The organism is Providencia sp. PROV114 (assembly GCF_032704305.1).
Lineage (GTDB): Bacteria > Pseudomonadota > Gammaproteobacteria > Enterobacterales > Enterobacteriaceae > Providencia > Providencia rettgeri.
The window spans coordinates 71349-87014 of the sequence record NZ_CP120528.1 but is presented as its reverse complement, the minus strand read 5'-3'; the positions used below and the strand labels follow the sequence as shown (position 1 = coordinate 87014).

Genomic DNA, 15666 nt, shown 5'->3' with positions numbered 1-15666 from the left:
AACATAAGTTAATTAATTAAAAAATTCATATGAATGTAATATTATTAATATATTTTTGATTTTCTTTAGTTATGAAAAACCATGCTAATATCGAAAACATGAAACAACAGATAATTTGCATTGGAAATTAAAATAACGATTTAAAAAAAACATTATACTACGCATAAAAAAACGGGAAAATTTTCCCGTTTTTAATTAACCAATGAGTTTAACTTTAATTATTGAAAATCTTTGTCGGTATACAGCTTAGTCGCCTTAACACCTTCAATATTTTTCGCACCACCTAACATCATATTGATAGAAAGTTCTTTATTCAGCTGTTGGATCACTGAGTTCACCCCTTCTGCTCCACCTAAATTCAACCCGTAGAGAATAGGACGACCAACAGCCACAACATCCGCACCGCTCGCTAAAGCTTTAAATACATGGGAGCCACGGCGTACACCACTGTCGAATACAATTGGAACACGCTTATCTACGACTTTAGCAATTGACGGCAGTACATCAAAAGACGCAGGACCACTGTCTAACTGGCGACCACCGTGATTAGAGACCCAAATCGCATCGGCACCGGCTTTGATCACAACATCGGCATCTTCAGGTGATTGAATACCTTTAACTATTACCGGTAATCCTGATAACTTTTTCACGTATTGAATATCGGCTGGTGTAAAGGCTTGTTTCGCTTGTGCATAAATTTCACTGATCCCTGCACCTTTACCTGTTTTCGAACCATCACTATTTTGCTTAGCAAATAGCTCTAAGTTGGCAAAGCCCAGTGGGAACTGGAAGTTATTACGAATATCATCTTCACGATACCCACCAACAGGGGAGTCAACAGTTAAAATAATCGCTTTAGCACCACTTTCTTTGGCTCGCTTTAACGTAAATTCGTTAAAAGCATTATTTTTGCTCATATAAAGCTGGAAAAAGAACGGGTTTTCCCCTGAAACTTCAGCCACTTCTTCAATCGTTTTATTCCCATAAGTACTTAATGAGAAAATAGAACCTGCTTTAGCCATACCTTTTGCTGTCGCTATTTCCCCATCTTTATGCGCTAATCCTTGAGCTGCCATCGGCGCTTGAATAATAGGGGTTTTTAGTTTAATTCCTAAAAAATCAGTTGAAAGGTCAATATCTGAAATTTCAATTCCCTGCATCACTCTTGGCATAATATATTTATTATCAAAGTGTTGCGTATTCTTCTTCAGGTTTAATTCATCTTCAGCACCACCGCGAATATAACCAAAAGCACCTTTATCCATACTTTTGGCAACCTGGCTTTCTAATTCATCCAAGTTCACAATTTTAATTGGGCCTTCTTTATCGCTCGCTTTGTATTCTGCCGCCTGAGCAGTACCGAATGTCAATGCAACAGCCAATAAAGTTGATGTAACAACAGTATTTTTTCTTTTAAAATTCAACATAGTTAGTATATCCCTTACTGTTTAATTGCTTCAGCTTGAATCTTGATGGTCACATCTTTTGTCATACCCTCTTTAACTAGGTAATCTACCCCCCATTGTGTACGGTCAATGGTTGTTTCAAAATCACCACCACACACATCAGCTTTAAAGATTGGGCTGAAATAACAACTAAATTTGGTCGCTTTCAGCTGAACTGGGTGTGATTGGCCTTTCATAGTCAGAACACCATCAATAGATACAGGTTTGTTGTCTGCAAAGTTCCATTTAGTCGATTTAAACTCAATAGTTGGATATTTTGCGACATCTAGCATATCTGCACTTTTAATATGATTATCAAAGGCTGATAACCCAGTATTTAATGTCTCCACTGGAATTTTCACACTGACGCTACCCGTTTGTTTTTCCGGAGAATAGCTCATATTCCCAGTGATATTGTGAAAACCGCCGCTATTGGTAGAAGTATTGAAATGGTCAATATAAAACACCGCTTTGGTATGCGTTGAGTCTAATTTATAGTCTGCTGCCTGTGCTGTACCAAACGCAAACAAAGAAACCAGCAAAGGTAATGCAAGCTTTTTCATCGTATTTCCTTAAAATTCAATTGCAAATAGGCAGCTTTATAGTCATAACGCTACCTGATTTAATTTCGTAAGTTAAATGTGAGGCCTATCGCGAATTAACGTTCAGAATCTAATTGCTCATTATTTTTCAGAACATCTTGCGCTTTGCTGTAGCTTTCAATTAATAATTGATAAGCAGGGAAAATTTGTGTGTAAGCCATTGCCCACTCCGCCGCATCTTCACGGTTCCAAGTCCCTTGTAATTCTGAAGCAACAGCCGCAGTATCCATTGGAACGACACCCGCTTGAACGACACGCGCTAAGGTGATTTCTTGCGCCATTTTGCTGTAAGTACCTGATGCATCAATGACCACAAATACTTGATAACCATCCATCACCGCACTTATCGCAGGGAAAGCCATACAAACACTGGTAATGGTTCCTGCAATAATTAATTGTTTTTTACCTGTTGCTTTTACCGCTGCCACAAACTCAGGGTTATCCCATGCATTAATTTCGCCACGGCGTGCAATATATTGTGCATGTGGCGCATTTTGATGAATTTCTGGGATCAACGGACCATTTGGGCCTTGAGGTACAGAAGCCGTTGTTATTACTGGAATTTTAGCTAGAGAAGCCATTTTAGCCAGAACAGCTGCACGAGCACGCAATTCCGTCATTGGCATGTCACCTACGGTTTGAAATAAGCCACTCTGGTGATCGATTAATAACATCACCGCATCTTCTGGGTTAATAGCAGGACGTTGACCGTTAAAATTAGCTGGGCTACTCATGATGAAACCTCTCAATCGATAAAATATGAAATCTGTTTTTGATTTAAAAATAGAACGATAGCCGCTCCGTTTTCGTGTTATTTAGATTAATTCATCGATTTAAGGCTGAGTAGTCCAGTTTTTGATAAACACTGTTCTATAAATAGAATAATTAGACTTTATTCTATTGTTCTATCACTGCAACAATGAAACCTATTTTTGCTACTACTGCCAAATGATTTGCTCCTTTATTATTCAGCCATCAAAACAATTTTAGGAGCAAAACCATGAAAAAAATTATTGGTATCTATCAATCTCCTCGCAGCCATTGGGTCGGAGACGGCTTTCCTGTCCGTTCAATGTTTAGCTATAACGATCATGGGAAATACCTCAACCCATTCCTTTTACTCGACAGAGCGGGGCCTTTTGATTTCCCAAGCTCAAATTCGGCAAACAGGGGTGTTGGCGAGCATCCACACCGTGGGTTTGAAACCGTTACAATAGTGTATGATGGCGAAGTGGCTCACCATGATTCTACGGGTGAAGGCGGTGTGATAGGCCCAGGTGATGTTCAATGGATGACTGCGGCATCGGGTATTTTACATCAAGAGTATCAGTCTGACGCCTTCATGAAACAAGGTGGCACTCTTGATATGGTACAACTGTGGGTTAATTTGCCAGCAAAAGACAAATCAGCGGCCCCCGGCTACCAGCTGTTAGAAAGCCATAGTATGCCAAAAGTCGCATTACCCAATGATGCAGGAACACTGCGAGTGATCGCGGGTGACTATTTAGGCAATAAAGGTGCAGCAAAAACCTTTAGTCCATTAGATGTATGGGATTTGCAGCTTAACAAAGGTAAAACGGTCGGTATCCCAACCAAAGCGGGACGCTATGTCGGTTTAGTCATGTTACGTGGTTCAATATTTGTTGATGGTCGTTCCGCTTTAAACGAAGGGGAGCTGATGATCCTCGACGATACAGATAGCAATATTCTGTTAGAAGCCACAGAAGATGCCTTAGTACTGTTGCTCAGTGGTGATCCTATTAACGAGCCGGTTGTTGGTTACGGCCCATTTGTGATGAATACTGTGCAAGAAATCAATGAAGCAGTGAATGATTTCAACAGTGGGAAATTTGGCCGCATTCCTGAAACACAGTAAATGAGAAATATTTCCCTGATAGCCTAATGCGCTATCGGGGAAATTTATTTCACTGACGGTGAAATATTATCTGCTAAATGATTTAATAATAATTGGATTGATGGCAACAACCCTTTGCGTGATGGATATACCGCATGAATAATATCTTCAGGAAACTGCCATTTCGGTAATACCTCTATCAAATCCCCTGATTCAATGTCTTTTTCTACCACACCATAAGGCAACCTTGCGATCCCAACACCTTTGCGTGCCGCATGGTATAACGTTAAAATATCTGTTGTCGCTAACTTCGGGGTGAAATGCTGCGTAAAGCTAAGATCGTGACTATTTTTTAGGGTCAACGTGTAATTTTGTGAGTGCTCTGTATTCGCTAACATCGGGTAATCCACCAGCTTTTCGGGCTCTGTGAGTTCACCGTGCTCTGCGAATAACTGCGGGCTAGCCACTAAGATACGCCGTGAATATCCTAGTACTTTCATCATTAAGCCTGAATCATCTAATGGCAATGAACGCACTCGAATAGCTAAATCCAACCCTTCACTAATCACATCCACAGGGCGGTTAACTGCTAAAATTTGAACATCGATATCAGGGTACTTTATCATAAAATCTACAAGTAATTCATTTAGATAGACTTGTAACAGTGCGACTGGACACGATAACTTGATCGTTCCTTTAGGGTGTGACTGAACGGAACAAATCAATTCATGAGCAACTTCAGCTTCATCCACCACATTTTTACACTGCTGATAAAAGACTTGCCCCACTTCCGTGACATGAAACTGGCGAGTAGAACGGTAAATCAATGAAACATTAAGGTTTTTCTCTAAGTCTGCAATACGTCGACTCAATTTAGATTTAGGGATCCCTAGAGCCAAACCCGCTTGTGAAAAACCACCATATTCGACAACTTTCACAAAATAGTAGAGATCATTTAAATCATATTGCATCTCACCCCCCCTCAATATTCCTAATCGCAATATCGCCATCTTACTAAAAACCCCAAAAAAGCGCTTTAAAAATGAATATCGCCAATAAGGCCTGCAAACAAAACAAATAGTCTGGCAAGCAAAACAACTAATTCACGATAACAAAGCGAAATAAATTAAAGTGACCGATTCGCTATGGAGGTTTCGCATGTACCGCGCACTTTGGGAATTACTTCGTCCCTATCGCTTCACACTATTATTTGCACTTATTTTACAAGCCATCGCAGGCCTCTGTTCACTCATTCCATTGATAGCAATTAGCCAAATTGCCAACGCTTCCATTCATCAATATTATGAATGGGTTGTTATTGCATCCATCGGTGGTGTCAGCTGGCTAATTTGCCAAACTTTTGCTCTGTATTTAACACATCAAACTGATAACCATCTCTGCCATCAACTCAGGCTACAACTTCTGGATAAAGTAGAAAAACTCCCTCTAAGCCACTTTGCCCAACATGGTCGAGATGGCTTTTTGCAAATAGCTGATCGTGATGTCCGTTCGCTACATCAATTAACCGCTCATGCCCCCGCAGATATCACAAAATTAATTATCGTCCCAATAACAGCAACTCTCATTTTATTATGGCAAAATGCACTACTCACCATTTTTTGCTTAATGCCATTAATCACCTCGGTTTTTTTATTTAAACAAATGCGTTCTATACGTTATCAGGCGCTATATACCTCACGTAACCGGACAATGAGTGCCCTGTATGAACAATATGCTGAACTTGCAGATAACCCGCTACAGGCAAGGCAATATCCCAATCAATCCATTCAAAAAAAAACATCACAAGCGTTATACCAATTTGAAATCGCCTTTAAGCGATGGATAAGTAAAATAGGCGCCTTGAGCTCACTGACCCAAGTCGGTATCAGCAGCACATTGCTGTCATTATGGGTTATTTTTGGGGTTTCATTACTCTCTGAGCCCGTACCTCTCGCTCAAATCATTTTATTCATTCTATTAATTAGCAGTATTGCCGCCCCCGTTGCTGCAATGGGGCATGGTGCCGACGCCTTGAACCTTGCTGTTAGCGCATCAGAACGTATTCGCCAACTTCTAGCTGAACCGGGTATGCATTACGGAGAAAAGGAAATTACCCCATCCCAAGGTGAGCTCAAACTTGTCCAAGTTGATGTTAAAATAGGTAATAACCCAATATTATCGAATATTAATATCACCGTAGCCCCCAACGAATTTATTGCTATTGTCGGAACGTCTGGAGCGGGAAAAAGCACCTTAATACAACTTATGGCGCGCTTTTTAGACCCAACAGAGGGAAATGTCCTCTTTAACTCGGTTCCATTACCACTGCTATCATTAACTAGTTTGAACCGTACGGTTTCCATCGTCATGCAAAGCACCCCGCCTCTGCCTTGTTCTGTGCGTGAAAATCTACAGCTATTTGCCCCTAACTCCACTGAAGATGATATGTACCGTTACCTTGGTGAGCTCAATTTATTATCACTGGTAAAACAACAACCTAAAGGGCTGGATGCCGTAATAGAGCAAGATATAGTGTTGTCCGGTGGAGAGGCTCAACGCCTCGCGATTGCACGAGCATTGCTATCACCAGCGCCTTTATTGCTGCTTGATGAACCGACATCCGCACTTGACCCTCGAAATGCACAGCGGGTGCTTAATTTATTGCATAGCGAGCCGCGAACTTGTGTATTCGTTACCCATGACTTAAACGGCTTGAATCTAGCAGACCGCATATTATTGTTAGACAACGGAAAATTAATCGCACAAGGCTCTCATCAACAACTTTCAATACATTCAGAACCCTATCAGCAACTTTTACGTGCATTGGAGGAGAACTGTGCTTAAACGCTTATTATACACCGTACGTAATGCTATATTTTGGATGACGCTAAGCGCTGTTTTAGAGGGAATTAGCGGGTTATTTTTATTTGTTGTTATTTTAGATTGGCACCTTGATACCACTATCCCATTAATACTATTCACTCTTTCTAGCTTAATAACACTCACCATAACATTTATAGCCACCCAGAAAGGCTATTTTGCAGGGGGATTGGTGATGCGCTATCTTGCTACGGCACTTATTCTCCATCTGCCGCTTTCATTGCAACCCATTTCAAACAGCAACCAATTAATTTCAGGACCTGTATCACAGGTTATGTCTGTACCCGCACATTTACTCCATCCTATTATTAGCGGGTTAGTCACGCCCTGTACTATCGTGATTGGAGTGTTAGTCTATCAAGGTGCATTTGGCGCTATTTTACTGTTTATACTCCTTTTGTTATTAGTCTCTTTACACTTATCTGCTAGAAAAATTGCCTTTTTTGAACGAGCAGCTCATGAATCAGAACAACAAGCAATGAGTGCACTCAACCAATATGCGCTCCACCAGCCATTGATTCGTCGCTCAAATACCCATTATGAGCAGCTGCATCCCAAACTTGCCTTAGCATCCCAGTATCAAACTCAGAGACAGCTACAACGAAGAAGCTTGCCATTTCACTTATTATTTTCATTAATGGTGCAAACCGCCTTTATTACGCTCTTTGGGTTCGGTATTTATTTAGTTGATCATGCAAAGATGCCATTAAATATGTGGCTAGCAGGGTTAGTTTTATTAGCGCGCTTAATTGAACCTATGTGGTTACTTTCTCATTTAGATCAATCAATTAGACAAATGAAAAAATCAATTCAACGAATCGAAATAGCCTTGCAGGCTCCGGTATTAACATTTCCTTATCGTTCATCAACACCCACTATCGATAGCGTTAGCTGTGAACAGTTATCATTTTACAGTGACAATAAAAAATGCATTTTACAAAACATAGGTCTTAGCTTTAAGGAACATACACTTACCGCCATTGTAGGGCCATCAGGAGCAGGAAAAAGTACATTATTAAGCTTACTCGCTCGCTTACAAGACCCAACATATGGCAGTGTGAACTACGGTAATAAAAATATTAAAAACCTATCACAAGAGGTGTTGTGTGCTCACCGGGGAGTCTTACTACAAGATAGCCGTTTATTTTGCGGTAGCGTACGCCAAAATTTGGTACTTGATGATGATAATATTGATGACCAGGCAATCAGTGCATTACTGACACAACTTAATTTCACTGCCAATCATACGTTCTTAGAAAAAGAGGTTGGTTCTGGCGGTATGTTACTTTCTGGAGGACAAAGACAACGGCTGTGTATTGCAAGATTGATTCTACAGCATCCTAATATCATTTTAATGGATGAACCAACAGCAAGCCTTGATAACATCAATACAGCCTCCGTGATTGACCTTATTACTCAAGCCAAACAACAGACACGTATCGTCGTCACCCACCAGCCTAACCTTGCCCGCCAAGCGGATGAAATTGTGTATATGGAGAAAGGAAAAATTATCGCTCAGGGAACACATCTCGAATTAATGGCGAATATCCCGTGGTACCAACAGTTTATACAACAAACACCTAAGATATAGGCATTCTCAGTATCGCACGTTATATTGCTAGCAAACGCTTATGGCTAAAGACTCTCTTTGTTATAAGCGCACAATAGCTTTTCGCTAGCGATTAACGTTTACCAAACAACCGGTGCTTAAACTCTTCGATGCGGTAGTTATCTAAACGGTTCTGCATGGTTAAGCTCCAACTTGCGGATAACCCTGCTGCACTTAACAAGCGCTGGTATAGCTCCTCATCATAAGGGGCATGAAATGCTATCATAATGGCTTCTTGTACTGAAATATCACTATTGCGGCTCAATAGCGTTAATGGCGCATTTTCACTAACATTGCCTGTTTTAATGACGCGGTACAACCAACCACAGCGCCCATTGTCTTGCATCATTTGTGCAAAATTTTCAATTCCCGTTAACCCATTGAGCTTATAACAAGGGGAACGAGGTTGAGTGACCTGAATACGCGCATCACCCCATGCAAAAATATCCCCAATAAATACGTTTTCTTCAGTCATACCCAACGTTGATATATTTTCCCCAAATGCAGAGGCAACAAATAAATCGGCTAAATCAGGATATGCATTGACCCAGAAATCATAATGTTCCCTAGGATAATGGCAAAGTGCTCTATCTGGCCCACCATGGAAGCGCTTTTCAGCTTGTTCATCGCCATCAAGCCCCAATTGCCCTAACATCAATAACCCGTCGGCAGCTTGCTTGTGAATAGCGCTGTGCCCACAAGACTGGGTTGCTTGGACTTTACCGATAAAGACTTGGGGAGATACTTTCATGCGAGATCACACCTTAATACTCACGTAGGATGAAATAACGGTTGCTGTGTTCAAGTTACCATAACCCATGGTTAATAACCTCACTAATTTTTAGCAGGGCTCCTATCAATGCCAGCTCTAAAACAATATATATCAATAGCCCCCAAGTGAGTGTAATCCACCAAGAATTAAACCACTTTAAAAATATCCATGGAAATCCAAGAATACGCGATACGGTGATCCCTGGTAACCTCAATTTTGGTATCCCTTTTGTCTTTGGTACTATTTGCCAGATGATCACTAACAAGAACATACCGCTAAACATGATAGTTCCCACCTGATTATCACCACCTTTAATTGTCATATTCACTACGTCAGCAATGACAGACATAATGAATACATATATCCCTATTAGCACCATTATCGAAAATAGGAAATCCACCAATAAAAATATAGCGCCAGAAGTGTCTTTATTTTTATTTAAAAAGAAAAATAATAACGCATCACTAAGATATAAATAGAAAATAAAAATCATCGCAACCGCGATAATAACGCGATTATCGATATCCGGAGACGGCGCCGCAATACAAAATATACTTCCCCAAAACATAAGAAGAAATAAATGAGAAAGAGAAAAACATGCTCTAGGTTGACTGAAAAAAGCAGCCACTGCAGGATTAACTCGATCTGCAAGCTCTGGATAATTTTGCATCAACTGCTGATATTGCTTCATCAATAAATCCAGTAACCCAGGTACTAACCGCATCCACCCAGTCACTTCTGCCTGCTTTCCAATTAAAAACTGCATTGTAAACGCTGAAATCGAGTACTTATGTGATGCTTCAATTTCGCAATCTCGCCATGCACGTTCAACAGCAGTTTTACGTAATTGATTTTGAATACCTTCTTGAATAAACATTGGAACCACACTATCTGAATTATAGTCATTTAACTGCCAATTCAATAATTCAGAGACGCAATCTACGGTCGATTCCATTAAGCCCTGTTGTTGTGATAATGCTTTGGCAAAATCCTTATGAAACTGAGGAAAAATGTGTAAATTGCCTTTTTCCATCACATGAGCCCAAAGAGAAGACAGTGCGGCCTTCCCTTTGCTTTCATTCTCCACAATCAGGCTCGCGACAGTATCAATTTCATTTTGAGTATAAACAGCTTCAGCCACAGCGATAGCTGGTAAAGGTTCATCCACTACAAATGTGTTTGATAGCCAATCAGAAAAATAAATGTCTTGATAACCAGTGTGTTCATTTAATAATACGGCTTCACCATAACTTTCGTCTTCAGAGGCAACTTCAGGTTGAGCACTCTCTTGATAAGAGGATAGGTTTTTTGCATTTTCAAATGCTTCTCTTAGCTGCTGATACTCTTTTGGATGAGTATCGGGCCGATATTTTTTGAGTTGCTTTGCATAAGCCCTACGGATTTCTTTTTCATCATGAGTGAACGGAATTCCCAATATTTGCCACATATCCATTAATGCAAATCCCTTTCATATCGTTTCAAAAATTGAACAACTTGCTGGCGAAATGTTGCGATCAAACGTAAATCTTGGCTATTTAACGCGGCCTCAAACTCAGTTGTTATCTTATCGACCCACAACCTGTCATCACCGAGCAAGAATTCATATAATTGAGAGCAACGGGCTAACAATTCTCTATTTTCAGGCATATCCCTTGGGTGTTGCTTTAGCCCTGCAATTTTTGCCAGACTGGCTGAAATTTGATCCTCACTCATTTGGCCCGGTACCTTTTCAATCAATAACCGATAAACCTTAGGGCTACCTTTGTAGTGGCACTCAACTTCGAGTAAACCATCAACCGTGTAAGTAAACCTAACTTCAATCGTCACTTCCCCGGCTGGCCGTGGAGGAATATCTATTTTTAATTCCCCAAGGAAAACATTATCTTTGACTAGGCGAGCTTCACCTTGATATACCTTGAGTAAAATATGCTCTTGGTTATCTACAATTGTACTTAACTCCTGCATTTTGCTGATAGGCAAGAAATTATTGCGTTCGATAATAGGAAGATAGTAACCAAATTCGAAACGCTCACCATGCTGTTTCGTGATATCAACCCCCAATGAAAATGGCATGACATCGGTTAAAACGATATCATCCAAAGCGCAATCTGCCATTACCATACCGGCTTGAACACCAGCCCCTAAAGCAACTGCCTCATCAGGATTTAAATCATGCCGTGGAAATCGCCCGAAAAGACGAGCGACGGTTTGTCTAACGAGAGGCATACGTGTCGCCCCTCCCACTAGCAATATATCGTCAAGGTCATTAAGCGAAAAACGGGAGTCATGCAACGCCTGTAAAATAGGTTGTTGAAGGCGAGCTAATAAAGGCTGACAACAAGTAGCTAGCTCCTGTTCTGTCATTTTCCATTCAAAATCTGACTCATTCCAATGCATAGAAACATGGCATTCTGGTGCTTGGCTCAAGGCTAATTTGAGATGTTCCGCCAATTTCAATAATTCAGGTCGTATCAGAAATTGATCTTTGTGTAATTCGGGGTACTTTTTCAACATCCACTGATAAATCACTTCACGAAAATCATCACCGCCTAAGCGTACATCACCACTACTGGCACAAACTTCGATAACGCCTTCAAACATATCGATGATCGATACGTCAAACGTACCCCCTCCTAGGTCAAATGTGAGATATTTATGTTCTTTATTTTCGAGTAACCCAAAAGCAAGTGAAGCGGCTGTTGGTTCATTTAATAACCTTACAACATTCAACCCAGCAAGCTGCCCCGCTGTTTTAACTGCGCGGCGTTGAACGTCATTAAAATAAGCAGGAACTGTAATTACGGCGTCTTTGACGACATAACCTAGCCACGCTTCAACATCATCTTTAAGTTGACGTAACAACAAAGCGGAGACTTCTTCAGCACGAAATACAAGCTTACCTAGTGTTATAGTGGCATCGGTTCCCATATAACGTTTGAAACTCGCTTTAGTTATATTAGGATGACTTTGTAAACGTTCATGAGCAGCTTGCCCTACGATAATCTGGCCTGCATCATCTAAACCAACCACAGAAGGCGTTAGAACGTTTCCTTGTAGATTAGGAATTAGGACTGATTTGCCATCTAACCACAAACTTACCGCACTGTTACTTGTCCCAAGGTCAATCCCCATGACTAAGTGTGTTGCTAAACGATCCATTTTAATTTATTCCTTATTTATCAATAAACTAAATCCATATCATTATTGAAAGAAATTAATAACCAACATTTTAAATGATAATGAGTTTTATTTAATAATAAAAAGTAAAGTTTTGGAATCGATATCAAATTGTAGGCATAAAAAAAGCGCAGCATTAACGCTGCGCTTATGGCAAATAAATTATCTTATAAAATTATTTAGCTTTTGCTGCAAAACGTGCCGCTGCTTCATCCCAGTTCACAACTGACCAGAATGCTTTAATATAATCAGGGCGGCGGTTTTGGAATTTCAGGTAATAAGCGTGTTCCCATACGTCTAAACCGATAATTGGGTAACCAGATACGCCTGAAATAGCCTCACCCATTAATGGGCTGTCTTGGTTAGCAGTTGAAACGACAGCTAATTTACCGTCATCTTTCAGAACCAGCCATGCCCAGCCAGAACCGAAACGTGTTGCAGCTGCTTTTTCAAACAGTTCTTTAAATGCATCAACGCTACCGAAATCACGCTCAATCGCAGCTTTCAGTTCGCCTTTTAATTCAGTACCTAATTTCAAACCTTTCCAGAACAGACTATGGTTTGAGTGGCCACCAGCGTTGTTACGAACAAACGTACGTTGATCAGCTGGGATTTGGTCCAATTTTTGAATCAAAACATCGATATCTAAACCCGCTAATTCAGGCAGTTTTTCTAACGCTGTATTGGTGTTAGTCACATAGGTTTGATGGTGCTTAGTATGGTGGATTTCCATTGTTTGCTTGTCAAAGTGTGGTTCCAACGCATCATAAGCATAAGGTAAAGCAGGTAATGTATAACTCATATTATTGTCTCCAGTGACGTAAATACCGCTATGTTTCTCATTTTTACCACAAGGCTCATAGGGTAAACACTTGCGTAACTTCGCACCTTGTGAATAACTATCTATTATAGTTATTTTACTGTTAATGAAAATCATTATCAAACCCATAGTAAATATATGGATATTTATATTCGCTATGAGAACTCCTTTATTCAGTAACTAATACCAATAACCCCATCGTTTATTTTTCTTTAAATCTACCTTTTATTATATTTTTAGCTTTATATTTCAATTTGATATTTAGCATCAAATGATAATCCTGCAAATCTCATTACAATTAATACGTGATCTTCCGCGCAAAAGAAAAACAAATTTAAAAATCGTGCTTTAGTTAACCATTTTTTGACATAGTATTAACATCTGCAAGGAGATAATAATATGACTCAAATAACTAAACATCCCGTTCCTGCTGAAATTGCAAAAAATGCCCTGATAAACGAACAACAGTATAACGATGAGTACCAACGCTCGATTCAAGACCCTGAAGGATTTTGGGGCGAAAAAGGAAAAATCGTTGATTGGATTAAACCTTATACACGTGTCAAGAACACCTCTTTTGATCCCGGCCATATTGATATCCGCTGGTTTGAAGATGGTACATTAAATTTAAGTGCAAACTGTTTGGACCGCCATCTGGCTGAAAAAGGCGACCAAACTGCGATTATTTGGGAAGGCGATGACCCCTCATCGTCAAAAAATGTCACTTACCGCGAACTACACCATGATGTTTGTCAGTTTGCTAATGTTTTGAAACAACAAGGTATTCGTAAAGGCGATGTTGTCGCCATTTACATGCCGATGGTTGTCGAAGCTGCTGTCGCGATGCTGGCTTGTGCTCGTATTGGTGCGATACATACAGTCATTTTTGCTGGTTTCTCCCCTGAGGCGGTCTCTGGTCGCGTTATTGACTGTAAAGCAAAGCTAATCATCACCGCAGATGAAGGCTTACGAGCAGGTCGTGCAATTCCATTAAAGAAAAATGTGGATGACGCACTCGCTAACCCGCAAGTCACTACGGTTTCTAATGTGATTGTTTACCAACGTACAGGCAATGCGCCGAGCTGGGTAGAAGGGCGTGATCTCTGGTGGCATGACGTCATCAAAGGGGTCAATGCAGATTGCCCTCCAGAAGAAATTAACGCAGAAGACCCACTGTTCATCCTATATACCTCTGGTTCTACAGGTAAGCCAAAAGGCGTTCTGCATAGCACTGGCGGTTATTTAGTCTATGCTACACTGACATTCAAATACACCTTCGACTACCATCCAGGTGAAGTCTATTGGTGTACTGCAGATGTGGGCTGGGTTACAGGCCATAGCTATTTGTTATATGGACCATTATCCAATGGTGCTAAAACATTAATGTTCGAAGGGGTACCTAATTACCCAGCAGTTAACCGAATGAGCCAAGTGGTTGATAAACACCAAGTCAATATCCTTTATACCGCCCCAACTGCTATCCGTGCATTAATGGCCGAAGGCGATAAAGCCATTGAAGGTACAGATCGCAGCTCATTACGAATTCTCGGTTCAGTGGGAGAACCCATTAATCCTGAAGCTTGGGAATGGTTCTACAAAAAAATTGGTAATAGCCGCTGCCCAGTGGTTGATACATGGTGGCAAACCGAAACAGGTGGTTTCATGATCACACCACTTCCGGGAGCAACCATGTTAAAGCCAGGGTCTGCAACATTGCCATTCTTTGGTGTTCGCCCTGCATTAGTCGATAACCTTGGTGAGCCTATCGAAGGCGCCACAGAAGGTAACTTAGTGATTGTTGATTCATGGCCGGGCCAAGCCCGAACCTTATTTGGCGATCACGAACGCTTCGAGCAAACCTATTTCTCAACCTTTAAAGGCATGTACTTTAGTGGTGATGGTGCTCGTCGTGATGAAGATGGTTATTACTGGATCACAGGCCGTGTTGACGATGTACTGAATATTTCGGGCCATCGTTTAGGTACCGCAGAAATAGAATCAGCGCTCGTTGCACATCCGAAAGTGGCCGAAGCTGCAGTGGTCGGTATTCCTCATAATATTAAAGGCCAAGCAATCTATGCTTATGTCACATTAATATCTGGGGTTGAGCCATCACCAGAGCTATACACCGAAGTTCGCAACTGGGTTCGTAAGGAAATCGGCCCTATTGCCACCCCGGATGTACTTCACTGGACGGATTCACTACCTAAAACTCGTTCCGGTAAAATCATGCGTCGCATCCTACGAAAAATTGCATCAGGAGACACCAGTAATTTCGGAGATACCTCCACGCTGGCCGATCCTGGTGTTGTCGAAAAACTACTCGAAGAAAAACAGTCTATGAGTATGTCATAACGCCAAAAGGCCAACTCATAGAGGCGGCCTTACATACATCCCAACAAGATGGTTTACTCTAAATAATTCGAGGGGTAGCTAGGCGACAAGCGAACGAAGCACGAGGGGCATACACAAGTATGTAACTCGTGTGAGTGAGTGTAGTCAACAA

The 15666-nt window shown here is 40.9% G+C and carries 12 protein-coding genes; 4 read left to right on the top strand and 8 right to left on the bottom strand.

Features of this window, described 5'->3' with window-relative positions; all coding sequences use genetic code 11:
• Window positions 1-218 precede the first annotated feature (218 nt).
• The 3 genes from P3L37_RS00345 to P3L37_RS00335 all read right to left on the bottom strand — a co-directional run bounded on the left by P3L37_RS00345 (window position 219) and on the right by P3L37_RS00335 (window position 2781).
• Window positions 219-1427, bottom strand: coding sequence for a lactate oxidase (locus tag P3L37_RS00345; protein WP_004906610.1), 1209 nt, complete (start codon window positions 1425-1427; stop codon window positions 219-221).
• Window positions 1428-1441: 14 nt separating this feature from the next.
• On the bottom strand, window positions 1442-2008 hold the full coding sequence (locus tag P3L37_RS00340) for a YceI family protein (protein ID WP_109913240.1): 567 nt from the start codon (window positions 2006-2008) through the stop codon (window positions 1442-1444).
• A gap of 95 nt (window positions 2009-2103) precedes the next feature.
• The gene (locus P3L37_RS00335) at window positions 2104-2781 is read right to left on the bottom strand and encodes a hydrolase (protein WP_004906617.1); all 678 of its coding nucleotides are present in this window, start codon (window positions 2779-2781) and stop codon (window positions 2104-2106) included.
• A 266-nt stretch (window positions 2782-3047) separates the two neighbouring features.
• Here P3L37_RS00335 and P3L37_RS00330 point away from each other — a divergent pair, with 266 nt between their 5' ends.
• Window positions 3048-3923, top strand: a complete 876-nt coding sequence (locus P3L37_RS00330; protein WP_109913242.1) for a pirin family protein — start codon at window positions 3048-3050, stop codon at window positions 3921-3923.
• A 44-nt stretch (window positions 3924-3967) separates the two neighbouring features.
• On the opposite strand, the gene P3L37_RS00325 is transcribed toward P3L37_RS00330, so the two are convergent.
• Complete coding sequence (locus P3L37_RS00325; protein WP_004906621.1) at window positions 3968-4873, bottom strand: LysR substrate-binding domain-containing protein; 906 nt, start codon at window positions 4871-4873, stop codon at window positions 3968-3970.
• 187 nt (window positions 4874-5060) lie between these two features.
• Between P3L37_RS00325 and P3L37_RS00320 the strand changes: the two genes are divergently transcribed.
• Together P3L37_RS00320 and P3L37_RS00315 are read left to right on the top strand one after the other, a co-directional pair.
• Complete coding sequence (locus tag P3L37_RS00320; protein ID WP_110731516.1) at window positions 5061-6746, top strand: ABC transporter ATP-binding protein; 1686 nt, start codon at window positions 5061-5063, stop codon at window positions 6744-6746.
• The gene (locus tag P3L37_RS00315; protein WP_110731517.1) at window positions 6739-8373 is read left to right on the top strand and encodes an ABC transporter ATP-binding protein; all 1635 of its coding nucleotides are present in this window, start codon (window positions 6739-6741) and stop codon (window positions 8371-8373) included. Before P3L37_RS00320 ends, P3L37_RS00315 begins: the two co-directional genes overlap by 8 nt.
• 91 nt (window positions 8374-8464) lie before the next feature.
• Here P3L37_RS00315 and yiiM read toward each other — a convergent pair whose 3' ends face one another.
• The 4 genes from yiiM to sodA form a co-directional block, all read right to left on the bottom strand.
• Entirely contained in the window at window positions 8465-9142 is a 678-nt protein-coding gene (gene yiiM, locus P3L37_RS00310; RefSeq protein WP_109913245.1) for a 6-hydroxyaminopurine reductase, read from the bottom strand.
• 55 nt (window positions 9143-9197) lie between these two features.
• Window positions 9198-10616, bottom strand: a complete 1419-nt coding sequence (locus tag P3L37_RS00305; protein ID WP_109913246.1) for a J domain-containing protein — start codon at window positions 10614-10616, stop codon at window positions 9198-9200.
• Window positions 10616-12322, bottom strand: a complete 1707-nt coding sequence (locus P3L37_RS00300) for an Hsp70 family protein (RefSeq protein ID WP_227024236.1) — start codon at window positions 12320-12322, stop codon at window positions 10616-10618. Before P3L37_RS00300 ends, P3L37_RS00305 begins: the two co-directional genes overlap by 1 nt.
• Before the next feature lie 193 nt (window positions 12323-12515).
• The gene (gene sodA, locus P3L37_RS00295; RefSeq protein WP_004906628.1) at window positions 12516-13142 is read right to left on the bottom strand and encodes a superoxide dismutase [Mn]; all 627 of its coding nucleotides are present in this window, start codon (window positions 13140-13142) and stop codon (window positions 12516-12518) included.
• 417 nt (window positions 13143-13559) lie between these two features.
• Here sodA and acs point away from each other — a divergent pair, with 417 nt between their 5' ends.
• Window positions 13560-15515 (top strand): acetate--CoA ligase, encoded by a 1956-nt coding sequence (gene acs / locus P3L37_RS00290; RefSeq protein ID WP_004906630.1) that lies wholly within the window; start codon window positions 13560-13562, stop codon window positions 15513-15515.
• Window positions 15516-15666 lie beyond the last annotated feature (151 nt).

What these genes read in the sequence shown, in the direction of transcription:
- P3L37_RS00305 (WP_109913246.1), bottom strand. Translation starts at nt 10,616, where the DNA reads ATGGATATGTGGCAAATATTGGGAATTCCGTTCACTCATGATGAAAAA.
- P3L37_RS00330 (WP_109913242.1), top strand. Translation starts at nt 3,048, where the DNA reads ATGAAAAAAATTATTGGTATCTATCAATCTCCTCGCAGCCATTGGGTC.
- P3L37_RS00325 (WP_004906621.1), bottom strand. Translation starts at nt 4,873, where the DNA reads ATGCAATATGATTTAAATGATCTCTACTATTTTGTGAAAGTTGTCGAA.
- sodA (WP_004906628.1), bottom strand. Translation starts at nt 13,142, where the DNA reads ATGAGTTATACATTACCTGCTTTACCTTATGCTTATGATGCGTTGGAA.
- P3L37_RS00320 (WP_110731516.1), top strand. Translation starts at nt 5,061, where the DNA reads ATGTACCGCGCACTTTGGGAATTACTTCGTCCCTATCGCTTCACACTA.
- P3L37_RS00340 (WP_109913240.1), bottom strand. Translation starts at nt 2,008, where the DNA reads ATGAAAAAGCTTGCATTACCTTTGCTGGTTTCTTTGTTTGCGTTTGGT.
- P3L37_RS00300 (WP_227024236.1), bottom strand. Translation starts at nt 12,322, where the DNA reads ATGGATCGTTTAGCAACACACTTAGTCATGGGGATTGACCTTGGGACA.
- P3L37_RS00335 (WP_004906617.1), bottom strand. Translation starts at nt 2,781, where the DNA reads ATGAGTAGCCCAGCTAATTTTAACGGTCAACGTCCTGCTATTAACCCA.
- yiiM (WP_109913245.1), bottom strand. Translation starts at nt 9,142, where the DNA reads ATGAAAGTATCTCCCCAAGTCTTTATCGGTAAAGTCCAAGCAACCCAG.
- acs (WP_004906630.1), top strand. Translation starts at nt 13,560, where the DNA reads ATGACTCAAATAACTAAACATCCCGTTCCTGCTGAAATTGCAAAAAAT.
- P3L37_RS00345 (WP_004906610.1), bottom strand. Translation starts at nt 1,427, where the DNA reads ATGTTGAATTTTAAAAGAAAAAATACTGTTGTTACATCAACTTTATTG.